This is a genomic window from Bisbaumannia pacifica (assembly GCF_007989625.1).
GTDB lineage: Bacteria > Pseudomonadota > Gammaproteobacteria > Pseudomonadales > Halomonadaceae > Bisbaumannia > Bisbaumannia pacifica.
On record NZ_BJUK01000077.1, the window covers coordinates 1 to 8,926 of the forward strand.

The 8,926-nt window shown below is 63.8% G+C and carries 20 protein-coding genes; 18 read left to right on the forward strand and 2 right to left on the reverse strand.

The window, feature by feature from the left end:
- Positions 1-24: 24 nt before the first annotated feature.
- Positions 25-222 (reverse strand): helix-turn-helix domain-containing protein, encoded by a 198-nt coding sequence (locus tag HPA02_RS17485; protein ID WP_146804487.1) that lies wholly within the window; start codon positions 220-222, stop codon positions 25-27.
- Between the two features lie 106 nt (positions 223-328).
- Between HPA02_RS17485 and HPA02_RS17490 the strand changes: the two genes are divergently transcribed.
- From HPA02_RS17490 to HPA02_RS18300, 6 genes are all read left to right on the forward strand, one after another.
- Positions 329-1,054: a S24 family peptidase gene (locus tag HPA02_RS17490; protein WP_186810020.1), complete on the forward strand. Its 726-nt coding sequence runs from the start codon at positions 329-331 to the stop codon at positions 1,052-1,054.
- Positions 1,055-1,067: 13 nt separating this feature from the next.
- Positions 1,068-1,454 carry a hypothetical protein gene (locus HPA02_RS17495; RefSeq protein WP_146804489.1) on the forward strand — a complete coding sequence of 129 codons (387 nt, stop codon included), beginning with the start codon at positions 1,068-1,070 and terminating at the stop codon, positions 1,452-1,454.
- A 73-nt stretch (positions 1,455-1,527) separates the two neighbouring features.
- Positions 1,528-1,866 carry a hypothetical protein gene (locus tag HPA02_RS17500; protein ID WP_146804490.1) on the forward strand — a complete coding sequence of 113 codons (339 nt, stop codon included), beginning with the start codon at positions 1,528-1,530 and terminating at the stop codon, positions 1,864-1,866.
- Positions 1,866-2,021: a hypothetical protein gene (locus tag HPA02_RS18295; protein WP_186810021.1), complete on the forward strand. Its 156-nt coding sequence runs from the start codon at positions 1,866-1,868 to the stop codon at positions 2,019-2,021. The genes HPA02_RS17500 and HPA02_RS18295 overlap by 1 nt, the downstream gene beginning before the upstream one ends.
- 490 nt (positions 2,022-2,511) lie before the next feature.
- Complete coding sequence (locus HPA02_RS17505) at positions 2,512-3,027, forward strand: hypothetical protein (protein ID WP_146804491.1); 516 nt, start codon at positions 2,512-2,514, stop codon at positions 3,025-3,027.
- An 11-nt stretch (positions 3,028-3,038) separates the two neighbouring features.
- A complete protein-coding gene (locus HPA02_RS18300; RefSeq protein WP_186810022.1) occupies positions 3,039-3,209 on the forward strand; it encodes a hypothetical protein in 171 nt (56 codons plus the stop codon).
- On the opposite strand, the gene HPA02_RS17510 is transcribed toward HPA02_RS18300, so the two are convergent.
- The gene (locus tag HPA02_RS17510) at positions 3,196-3,414 is read right to left on the reverse strand and encodes a hypothetical protein (protein ID WP_146804492.1); all 219 of its coding nucleotides are present in this window, start codon (positions 3,412-3,414) and stop codon (positions 3,196-3,198) included. The two genes, HPA02_RS18300 and HPA02_RS17510, sit on opposite strands and share 14 nt — an antisense overlap.
- A gap of 148 nt (positions 3,415-3,562) precedes the next feature.
- Here HPA02_RS17510 and HPA02_RS17515 point away from each other — a divergent pair, with 148 nt between their 5' ends.
- The 12 genes from HPA02_RS17515 (at position 3,563) to HPA02_RS17560 (ending at position 8,901) form a co-directional block, all read left to right on the forward strand.
- Positions 3,563-3,751: a hypothetical protein gene (locus HPA02_RS17515; protein ID WP_146804493.1), complete on the forward strand. Its 189-nt coding sequence runs from the start codon at positions 3,563-3,565 to the stop codon at positions 3,749-3,751.
- A gap of 481 nt (positions 3,752-4,232) precedes the next feature.
- A complete protein-coding gene (locus HPA02_RS18305; protein WP_186810023.1) occupies positions 4,233-4,385 on the forward strand; it encodes a hypothetical protein in 153 nt (50 codons plus the stop codon).
- A gap of 145 nt (positions 4,386-4,530) precedes the next feature.
- A complete protein-coding gene (locus tag HPA02_RS17520) occupies positions 4,531-4,788 on the forward strand; it encodes a hypothetical protein (protein WP_146804494.1) in 258 nt (85 codons plus the stop codon).
- Complete coding sequence (locus HPA02_RS18590; protein WP_276508231.1) at positions 4,785-4,919, forward strand: hypothetical protein; 135 nt, start codon at positions 4,785-4,787, stop codon at positions 4,917-4,919. Before HPA02_RS17520 ends, HPA02_RS18590 begins: the two co-directional genes overlap by 4 nt.
- Entirely contained in the window at positions 4,903-5,091 is a 189-nt protein-coding gene (locus HPA02_RS17525) for a hypothetical protein (RefSeq protein ID WP_146804495.1), read from the forward strand. The genes HPA02_RS18590 and HPA02_RS17525 overlap by 17 nt, the downstream gene beginning before the upstream one ends.
- Complete coding sequence (locus HPA02_RS17530; protein WP_146804496.1) at positions 5,082-5,267, forward strand: hypothetical protein; 186 nt, start codon at positions 5,082-5,084, stop codon at positions 5,265-5,267. Before HPA02_RS17525 ends, HPA02_RS17530 begins: the two co-directional genes overlap by 10 nt.
- Positions 5,248-5,580 (forward strand): hypothetical protein, encoded by a 333-nt coding sequence (locus HPA02_RS17535; RefSeq protein WP_146804497.1) that lies wholly within the window; start codon positions 5,248-5,250, stop codon positions 5,578-5,580. The genes HPA02_RS17530 and HPA02_RS17535 overlap by 20 nt, the downstream gene beginning before the upstream one ends.
- Positions 5,577-5,942: a hypothetical protein gene (locus HPA02_RS17540; RefSeq protein WP_146804498.1), complete on the forward strand. Its 366-nt coding sequence runs from the start codon at positions 5,577-5,579 to the stop codon at positions 5,940-5,942. The genes HPA02_RS17535 and HPA02_RS17540 overlap by 4 nt, the downstream gene beginning before the upstream one ends.
- On the forward strand, positions 5,939-6,175 hold the full coding sequence (locus tag HPA02_RS17545; protein ID WP_146804499.1) for a hypothetical protein: 237 nt from the start codon (positions 5,939-5,941) through the stop codon (positions 6,173-6,175). Before HPA02_RS17540 ends, HPA02_RS17545 begins: the two co-directional genes overlap by 4 nt.
- Positions 6,172-6,432: a DUF551 domain-containing protein gene (locus tag HPA02_RS17550; protein WP_146804500.1), complete on the forward strand. Its 261-nt coding sequence runs from the start codon at positions 6,172-6,174 to the stop codon at positions 6,430-6,432. The genes HPA02_RS17545 and HPA02_RS17550 overlap by 4 nt, the downstream gene beginning before the upstream one ends.
- Positions 6,433-6,505: 73 nt before the next feature.
- Positions 6,506-7,249, forward strand: coding sequence for a recombinase RecT (locus HPA02_RS17555; protein ID WP_146804501.1), 744 nt, complete (start codon positions 6,506-6,508; stop codon positions 7,247-7,249).
- Positions 7,246-8,901 (forward strand): lambda-exonuclease family protein, encoded by a 1,656-nt coding sequence (locus HPA02_RS17560; RefSeq protein WP_146804502.1) that lies wholly within the window; start codon positions 7,246-7,248, stop codon positions 8,899-8,901. Before HPA02_RS17555 ends, HPA02_RS17560 begins: the two co-directional genes overlap by 4 nt.
- Positions 8,902-8,926: the final 25 nt, after the last annotated feature.

The following is an 8,926-nucleotide window of genomic DNA, read 5'->3' on the forward strand; positions in this document are numbered from 1 at the left end:
CAGGCAGGCAGGCGATGGGGTGGGTTAAGCAGCGGCCGGCTTCAGCTCGGCGTGCATGGCGTCGATGGCGCAGCCAACGGAGTAGCTCGGGTTGGTCACCGCGCCGGTGCGGATGCGATAGATGGTCGAGGCGTCGCAACCAGCACGCTTCGCCACGGATTTATAGGTGGCCCCGGATGCCAGAATGGCCTCCAGCTTTGCGGCCAAATCGTTGTCTTTCATGGCCATCCCTCCTGTTTGAGCCATATGCATAGAGTATGCGTCAATGCATAGAAGTCAAGCGCAAATGCATTTGCCTTATGCATCGAGCGGCGGAATCATTGCACTCATGCAAAAGGACAGAACCCGAGACGTCTTGCAGCGCCTGATCAAGGCCACTGGAAAGCGCCCAACGGAGATCGCCCGCGAGTCGGACGTCTCCCAATCGACGCTGTCCCGAATTCTTCAGGGCAAGATCGAAAGCCCGAGCGACCGCCAGGTAGCCAAGCTGGCGAGCTACTTTGGGCTGTCCAGCGATCAGATCCGTGGACGAGAAGAGATTGGTGACCAGGTGCCCGAGCGCAGCCCTGGGCACAACGAGGTGGAGTTCTTCGGTCATCTGGAACCCTGGGACGACGACACCCCGCTCGAGGCCGACGAGGTCGAGCTACCGCTATTCCGCGAGGTGGAGATTGCCGCCGGCAGCGGCCGCACTCAGGTCATCGAGAACCACGGCGCCAAGCTGCGCTTCGCCCGCCGCACCCTGCGCAAGGCCGGGGTGATGAAGGAGCACGCCGCCTGTGCCTACGTCAGTGGCGACAGCATGGAGCCGGTGCTGCCCGACGGCACCACCGTGGGCGTCAACACCGCCGATACCCGAGTGATGGACGGCAAGTTGTACGTGATCGACCACGATGGCCTATTGCGGGTCAAGCAGCTGCACCGCCTGCCCGGCGGCGGCCTGCGCATCCGCAGCTTCAACCAGGCCGAGTTCCCCGACGAAGACCTAGGCCCCGACTGGCCCGAGCAAGTGCGCATCAAGGGCAAGGTCTTCTGGTCCAGCACCATGTGGTGATAGGAGGCAGCGCATGGCAGGAAACAAGGCCATACAAAGAGAATTCCAGGATACTCGCCCCCGAACATACATCGCGCTGCAAAAGCTTGTGATTGCGATGGCTAAGGTGGTCCCAAGCCAAGGCAAACGCACCTGGCTTGGGCGAGATAAGGGTGTGGCGGCGCTACAGACTTTCTTCGACCGCCTCTCGGATACCATTACCGCAATGCATCTAGAGGGGCGAATTCATCCGGATGAAGACTCGCTTTGCATCCAGGCAGCGATTGACTGCGAGCTCATAGATTTCGAGAAAGCCCACCCCAACTGGCAGGACGCATATCATTTCTTTGCTTTCTTCACTGACCCAGACGATCCAACCTTCGACAGCGAAGCCGTCATACAGCGAGCCCGCCGCTTTTAACACTTGCCTTCGGCGCTCGCTATGCAGCACCGAACGCTGCTGCACAGGAGTTCCAGCTATCAAAGGACTGACCATGCGCAAACTGATCGCCAGCCTTCTCGCTACCACCGCCCTGGGCCTTGCCAGCCAGGTTGCCGCCAACTGCAACACCATTGGCAGCACCACCTCCTGCTACGACAGCCAATCCGGCAACCGCTACAGCATCCAGCAGTACGGCAACCAGACGCATATGCGCGGCAGCAACTCGCGCACCGGGTCGCGCTGGAGCCAAGACAGCAGCACCTATGGCAATACCACCCATCACCGTGGCCGCGATGCCAATGGCAATACCTGGCGCAGCACCACCCAGGGCAGCCGCGGCAATGGCAACCTGGTCGGCCCTGGCAGCTGCGGCATCGCGGGGTGTCAGTGATGCGTGGCAAGCTGGGCTTATTGGCCATCGCGGTCATCGTCGCCGGCTTCGGCATCAAGTCGCAGGTGCGCTGCGGCCAAGCCACCTATGTGGATACCTATGCCATCGTCGCCCTGGCGGACAGAGTGGTCCCGGGCTTCGACGTCTGCGACTGATGGCATAAGCGCCCCTCCTAAGTAAGGCCCGCCCACCGTGGCGGGCTTTTTCATGCCTATGCAAAAAAATATGCATTGATGCATTGACAGAATATGCGCTGATGCATAGATTTAAAGCCACGAACACGGCGCAGCCGGTTCCGGCCCCCAGGGCCTGGCTCTTTCACAACGCGAGATCCCCGGACCTGCCGGGCTACCAACAGGCACCTACCGCAACAGCGGGATGGTGAGCACGGCCAACCCAAGAGGGGCCATCCAGCAGCGAGCGGGGAAGTGGCGCACTGGATGGTAGGCAAGCACCCACGTCACACAGATTGCGCTGGTCATCGTGGGGATGAGCTGCCGCCGAGAGACCGATCGGCAGTCGTGCGAGAAACGGACAGCCCCTTGCCTGCACAGCAGGGGGCGTCCGAAAGCAGGTTCGACGAGCCTGTTTTCGGATTACGGCACGGGAGATTTGGCTATGTGGCCATTCCAGAGGAGGAAGCGCATGAGCGGCCAGAGAGAACGTTGCGCCGAGGCGGACGAGGATAGCCGTAAGAAGTACCCAGCGGCCCATCGTATCGCCGATGCGCTGCGCCACCACGATGACTGGGATGCCGACGAGTTCTGCCTCATCCATCGCCCAACCGGCTTCCAGCTATGGATAGCCAATGACAGGTACAACCTGGCCGAACGCGTGAGAAGGCGCAGTGGTGGCGAGACGAATCTGCGCTACTCAAAGGAGGAGGCGGCGATCATTTGGCCAGCCGCCCAGCAATGTCTCCACGAAGTTACCCAGCGCCTCAAGTCGCAAATGTTGATGACCGTCCCGAGGGCTCGGGTGTGGCAGATGGATGGCTTTTGGTGCTGCCAAGACCTCGATAAGCGGCATCGCTGGGTGGGCCTAGGGAAAACGCCAAACCAAGCATACGAAGCCTGGCGATGCCTGATCAGTTACGAGCATCACAGAAAGCTGCCAGATGGAGCGCTGGTTGCAGGGCGTGTCTTTTACATCGACCAGTAGGAGGAATCGCCATGAGCGAAGCACAGCAAGAATCGCGCCTGAAGATCAGCGTGGATAGCAGCGAGTTCAGCAAGGTGCTGGCGGATCGGCTGGAGGAGATGGCCGACGCCGGCGTGAACCTGGGGCCGGACGACCTGCGCGAATGGGCCGCCCGGCTGAGGGGTGAGACTACCGAGTCTTGAAGCCTCCGCGGGAGTTGTTGCCGAAGCCTCCCAGCAGGTCGTCGCCGAGCTTCTGGGCAGCCTGATCCAGGTCATTCAGGCATTGGCGCTTGGTGCCCATCTCGGAGCCACAGCCAGTGCATACCACCTGCTCATCGTCGTGATCCGGTATGGCAAAGCTGTCGTTGCCACAGTCCGGGCAGCGAGCGCTGATCGTATCCGACATCGGGTTTTCCTTATGTTGCGACGTGGAAATCACAGCATAAGGGATGTGCGCCACCTGCGCAGTGGTGGGGCAGCCGGGGCAGACCGGCATCCATTATCCGAGAGCGCACCAGGGTGTGCTGCCGGATGACAACGGACAGGAGAGAGCGATGTCAGCCCAGGCCGACCTGACTCGGATGATGATCGCCGGGTATCACGACGACCGCCAGGCGTTTACGCGCCTGCTGATCGAAACCCGAGCAAAACGAGAACGCTGCAATGAGGCGTGGGAGGCGGGCATGGCACGGCGCAAATCTGGCGTGCCATGCAGCTGTCCGCGATGCAGCAAGGAGGATTGATATGGCCGCCACACCACTGCACTTGGTGCACGAGACAGCGCTAGTCAATCCGGCGCGACATAGAGGCAATCAAGAGCCTGCCGGGATTCGCGGCGGCGTGAGGCCCGCCCCTGAGCCTATCAGGGGCCATCGAGATGGGCATGGCCCGTGGGGCTAGCTCTCCCAGAGCGCCTTGAGCCAGGCGCGACGGCAACCGTGTCCATCTCGATGTGGCGGCAAGCTGACGGGCCTCGCCTGTACCTGGAGTTGCGCCCAGGCGCCGCATCTCAGACCAGGCCGATAGCCAAGGCCGCGTTAAGGTCCGGCGAACGCTGTAACCGCCCGTGATCCGCTACGTGAGTGCGGCGCAGAGCCCCGCCGGCGGCTGACAGTAGCCGGCCCCTATTACCTGCCATGGGTACCCATTGCCGCTCCTCTCGGGCGGCTTTTTTATGCCCGCGAGCTGGCCCTGGCCGGCTGCGCACTCGATACGGAGGTCGCCATGCAAACCCTTCTGCCTAAGACCCTGAGAGAGCAAGAGCGCGAGATCGATGACGCTATCGCGGCCAAAAGCCGGCGCATCGAGCTGGATCACTGGCTGGACGAGAAACGTCTGGATCAGAAGCTGCGCGAGGTGTGGGAGCTGGACGGATGAGCTGTCGCTACATCATTCGGCACCGCGGCACGCCCCGCTGCGACTTGCCGGGCAGTCCCTACCCCAGCCGCATCGCTGCCAAGCGAGCGGCGGATCAGGCCGGCCTGGCGCCGGTGGAGATCGTCACAGTTAAGCGGAGGTCGGCATGAGCCAGACGCACACCATCGTCGTTCAGTTCCCCGATGGAATGTCGCCGGAGTACAGCCCCGCCACCGAGATTCAGGGCGGAAGGTTGGTTGCGGTGAGCTTCGACGGCAATCGCCTGACGGTAGAGCAGGAGCTGGAGGAGGCCCTGAGAGAGCTGGTCTTCCTGTGCGAGCAAGAGTTAGCAGACCCCGAAGATGTGACGGAAATGTCTCGTGCCCGGGCCGCTTTAGCCAGGGCTCAAGGAGTTGAGCCATGAGCATCGACCCCGGGCAGATCATCGCCCTCAAGTGGGTGGCAATCGTGGCGGTCGGCATGGTCGCCGCCGGCGCCATCGAGCAGCTACTGATCAACCGATTGAACCGGAGGCGCCGTGAACGCCCTGAGTGAAGAAATCCGCGCCCAGCGCCGCGCTCGCGGCGTGATCATCGGCAACGTCGAGCGCCCGATCATCGGCGCCCGGGCCAGCGAGCCGAAGGACCCCGTCAACGCCCGGCGCCTGGCCGACTACCACGCCCGCCGCGCCGGCCAGGCATCAGCGGTGATCCAGCTATGGCGATGACCGACCCCGAAACCCTGGCGCAGGCCGTGCGCCACCTCATGCGCCACAACGGCAACGACATCGTGTCCGCCGACGGCGCCATCTACGAGATCACCGCCCGCCGGCTCGACGCCGAGTCGTTACAGCGGGCCCTGGCTGAGATTGAGGAGAGAGACCATGACCCCTCAGCAGAGTGAGCTACTGGCCGATATCCAGCGCCTGGCCCTGGCCGGGGCCAAGCAGACCGGCCTGCGCGTCATGCACAGCGTGAGAAGCGATACCTACATCGGCAACGGGCAGGTATTCGTCGTCAGCGAGATCCGCATCCTCGACCGCAACCTGGCCGAGCTGCACAAGACCTCCGTGCAGATCGACGCCGACGGCTACGACCAGCCGCCGACCTATCTCTACCTGCCGGATGGCGCCGACTACGGCGAGCGCACCCTGGTCCAGCAGCGCGACGAGCTAACCGAGTTCATCGCCACCCACCGCAAACAGGAGGCCGCATGAGCGCCAAAAAGTTTGATGTTGATTTCGAGAAGACGATGAAGGTGGAGCTGGAGAACCCCAGCGCAGTGGAGGCCTATTTCATCAGCGGTGATTGGAGGGAGTCTTTCTGGACCCTTGATGACCTTGATGATTTTGTCCGCAGCCTCAGCCATGCATTCGAATGCCACCCGGAGCACTACGACAGGGAGAGAGGCGGGTTCTCTCGAGATGTCGAGGGGTTTGGCACCTACCACAGGGCGGCAGGGAGTAACGAGTACCGCCTAGTTGACGAGGCGGTAGAGGAAATCGGTAGCCACATCAGCATTACCGATGAAGACCTAGAGGCCGTGTTTGTTACCGAGCGAGCCGGAGGTGATCTATGAGCGCAGCTATCGACATCACGAATCAGCCGGTGCGCTACCGGCAATTCGACGCCGACCGCCCGATCACGCCCGCCGAGGCCTGGCAAGACGGCGACGAGGCCGCATCCACGGCATTCGCCGAGTGGCTGGCAAGCGACGAGCAGCGCCAGGCGCTGGAGGATCTGATCAGCCTGCACAGTGACGATGAGGCCGTCCGGGCGCTGGTGGAGCGCTGGGCGAAGGGGGCGGCATGAGCATGAGTGAGTGGCAACCAATCGAGACGGCGCCGAAGGATGGCACAGGGGTGCTCGGGTGGCGTGAGGATTGCGGCATCATCCTGATGCGCTACGCGGCCCCGATGGATTTCCTCACTGACGAGGAGGCGGAGGGGCTGGATGAGTATTCGGCCGAGGCCGAGGACTGGTTTGCGGCTGACCTCATCGCGGGGTGCCGTATGGATGGTAACGATGAGCCAACCCATTGGATGCCACTCCCCGAGCCGCCGAAATGAGAAAGCCCCGCCCAGGTGGAGCTGGGCGGGGCCGGATGATCCACGCGAAATGAATCACTGAGGAGCTTATCACATGACCGCGCTGACGCGACAAACCGGCAGCGGCTTTGCCCTGCAGCCCAACAGCATGGGCGAGGCCATGCAGATGGCCGAGATGCTATCCAACAGCCAGATGGTCCCGAAGAACTACCAGAACCGGCCCCAGGACACCCTGGTGGCCATGATGATGGGCTCCGAGCTGGGCCTGAACCCGATCCAGGCACTGCAGAACATCGCAGTGATCAACGGCAAGCCGGCGATTTACGGCGACGCCCTGCTCGCCCTGGTGCAGAGCCATCCCCGGTTCGGCGGGCACGAGGAGTCATTCGACGACGCCGCCATGATCGCCACCTGCACCGTATGGCGCAAAGGGGACCCCACCAAGCACACCGTCAAGTTCAGCCAGGAAGACGCCCAGAAGGCCGGGCTTTGGGGCAAGTCGGGACCCTGGCAGAGCTACCCCAAGCGGATGCTGATGTGGCGTGCCCGGGGTTATGCGCTTCGCGACAAGTTCGCCGACGCCCTGGGCGGCCTGATCACCGTCGAGGAGGCACGGGATATCCCCCCGGAGCAGGACATCACCCCGCCCCGTGCCGAGCCGGCGGAGCTGCCCCATTACCCCGCCGAATCCTTCGACCAGAACCTGCCCAAGTGGCACTCCGCCATCAAGAATGGCAAGGCCACGCCCGAGCAGATCATCGCCAAGGTTGAGAGCAAGGCGCCGCTGACTGACGAGCAGAAGCAAGCGATCAAGAGCATCGCCGAGGAGGCCGCATGAAGATCCACACAGTTCGCCAAGGCACCCAGGAGTGGCACGCCCTGCGCGCCAACCACTACACCGCCAGCGAGGCCCCGGCGATGGCCGGGGCCAGCAAATACCAGAGCCGCGCCGAGCTGCTCAAGCAGAAGTACACCGGCGAGATCCCCGAGGTAAGCGACGCCCAGCAACGCCTGTTCGACAAGGGGCACGCTGCCGAGGCCGCGGCCCGGCCTATTGCCGAGGAGATCATCGGCGAGGAACTCTACCCCGTCACCGGCACCAGCGAGGAGCATCCCCACCTGCTGGCCAGCCTGGACGGCTGCACCCTGCTCGAGGATGTCATCTGGGAGTGCAAGCTCTGGAACCAGGAGTTGGCCGCCGCGGTGCGCGCCGAGGAGCTGCCCGAGCACTACCTGGTGCAGATGGATCAGCAACTGCTGGTCAGCGGCGCCGAGAAGTGCCTGTTCATGTGCACCGACGGCACGCCGGAAAACACCGTGTTCTGCTGGCACTACCCGGACGAGGCCCGCTTCCAGCGCTTGCTCGCCGGCTGGCAGCAGTTCCGCCAGGACCTCGCCGACTACCAACCCCGGGCGCAGCAGGTCGCCGCCCAGGGCGAGGCGCCCGAGGCCCTGCCGGCGCTGAGCATCGACCTCACCGGCGCCGTCCAGGCCAGCAACCTGCCGGACTTCAAGCAGCGCGCCCTGGCGATGATCGAGGGCATCAAGACCGAGCTCACCACCGACAAGGACTTCGCCGACGCCGAGTCCACGGTCAAGTTCCTGCAGAGGGGCGAGAAACAGCTCAAGGCCTCGAAGCAGGCGGCGCTCAAGCAGACCGCCACCATCGCCGAGTTGTTCGACACCATCGACGAGCTGGCCGAGACCATGCGCCAGAAGCGCCTGCAGCTCGACAATCTGGTGAAGGCCGAGAAGGACAACCGTCGGCTCGATATTCAGCGCGGCGCCGAGCAGGCCTACAGCGCTCACATCGGCAACATCGAGAAGGAGCTTGAGGCTGCCTGCAGCTGGCCGATCACCTTCCGGGCGCCCGATGCCGGTATCGCTGCGGCGATGAAGGGAAAGCGCACCATGACCAGCCTGCAGGATGCCGCCGACACCGCGGTCGCCAACGCCAAGATCCAGGCCGACGAGGCGGCCCGTCAGGTGCGGGCCAGCATCGACGCGCTCAAGCAGGAGGCCGAAGGCTTCGAGGCCCTGTTCGCCGATGGCGGCCAGCTCGTGTGCGACAAGGCGCCCGACGATCTGCGCAACTTGGCCCGGTCACGCATCGCTGAGCACAAGGAGGCGGAAGCCAGGCGCCAGGAAGCCGAGCGGGAGCGCATCCGCCAGGAGGAGGAAGCCAAGGCGAAGGCCGCGGCAGAGCAGGAGGCGCCCGCGCCGGCCGAAGACGAACCGGCCATCCAGACTCACAGCCCAAGCCCTGGCGAGCCCGGTTACCGTCAGCCTCTGGACACCAGCCGCATCACCCAGGCCGCCGACCACTTCCAGCGTGGCAGCGAGATCGCCCGGCCTGAGATGGTCGAGATCCCCCGCAAGGAGTACGACGCCCTGCTCGAGGCCCGCGCCAAGCTCGACGCCCTCGAGGCCGCCGGCGTGGACAACTGGAGCGGCTACCCAGACGCCATGGCCTCTCTTGAGGCGGCATAACCCACCCGGGGCCCTACGGGGCCCC

Bases quoted from the DNA above. Each gene is read 5' to 3' on its own strand.
- HPA02_RS18590 (WP_276508231.1), top strand. From the start codon at position 4,785: ATGAGCATCGACCCCGGGCAGATCATCGCCCTCAAGTGGGTGGCAATC.
- HPA02_RS17510 (WP_146804492.1), bottom strand. From the start codon at position 3,414: ATGTCGGATACGATCAGCGCTCGCTGCCCGGACTGTGGCAACGACAGC.
- HPA02_RS17545 (WP_146804499.1), top strand. From the start codon at position 5,939: ATGAGCGCAGCTATCGACATCACGAATCAGCCGGTGCGCTACCGGCAA.
- HPA02_RS17490 (WP_186810020.1), top strand. From the start codon at position 329: ATGCAAAAGGACAGAACCCGAGACGTCTTGCAGCGCCTGATCAAGGCC.
- HPA02_RS17560 (WP_146804502.1), top strand. From the start codon at position 7,246: ATGAAGATCCACACAGTTCGCCAAGGCACCCAGGAGTGGCACGCCCTG.
- HPA02_RS17500 (WP_146804490.1), top strand. From the start codon at position 1,528: ATGCGCAAACTGATCGCCAGCCTTCTCGCTACCACCGCCCTGGGCCTT.
- HPA02_RS17550 (WP_146804500.1), top strand. From the start codon at position 6,172: ATGAGCATGAGTGAGTGGCAACCAATCGAGACGGCGCCGAAGGATGGC.
- HPA02_RS18295 (WP_186810021.1), top strand. From the start codon at position 1,866: ATGCGTGGCAAGCTGGGCTTATTGGCCATCGCGGTCATCGTCGCCGGC.
- HPA02_RS17515 (WP_146804493.1), top strand. From the start codon at position 3,563: ATGTCAGCCCAGGCCGACCTGACTCGGATGATGATCGCCGGGTATCAC.
- HPA02_RS17535 (WP_146804497.1), top strand. From the start codon at position 5,248: ATGACCCCTCAGCAGAGTGAGCTACTGGCCGATATCCAGCGCCTGGCC.
- HPA02_RS17485 (WP_146804487.1), bottom strand. From the start codon at position 222: ATGAAAGACAACGATTTGGCCGCAAAGCTGGAGGCCATTCTGGCATCC.
- HPA02_RS17495 (WP_146804489.1), top strand. From the start codon at position 1,068: ATGGCAGGAAACAAGGCCATACAAAGAGAATTCCAGGATACTCGCCCC.
- HPA02_RS17520 (WP_146804494.1), top strand. From the start codon at position 4,531: ATGAGCCAGACGCACACCATCGTCGTTCAGTTCCCCGATGGAATGTCG.
- HPA02_RS18305 (WP_186810023.1), top strand. From the start codon at position 4,233: ATGCAAACCCTTCTGCCTAAGACCCTGAGAGAGCAAGAGCGCGAGATC.
- HPA02_RS17505 (WP_146804491.1), top strand. From the start codon at position 2,512: ATGAGCGGCCAGAGAGAACGTTGCGCCGAGGCGGACGAGGATAGCCGT.
- HPA02_RS17540 (WP_146804498.1), top strand. From the start codon at position 5,577: ATGAGCGCCAAAAAGTTTGATGTTGATTTCGAGAAGACGATGAAGGTG.
- HPA02_RS18300 (WP_186810022.1), top strand. From the start codon at position 3,039: ATGAGCGAAGCACAGCAAGAATCGCGCCTGAAGATCAGCGTGGATAGC.
- HPA02_RS17555 (WP_146804501.1), top strand. From the start codon at position 6,506: ATGACCGCGCTGACGCGACAAACCGGCAGCGGCTTTGCCCTGCAGCCC.
- HPA02_RS17530 (WP_146804496.1), top strand. From the start codon at position 5,082: ATGGCGATGACCGACCCCGAAACCCTGGCGCAGGCCGTGCGCCACCTC.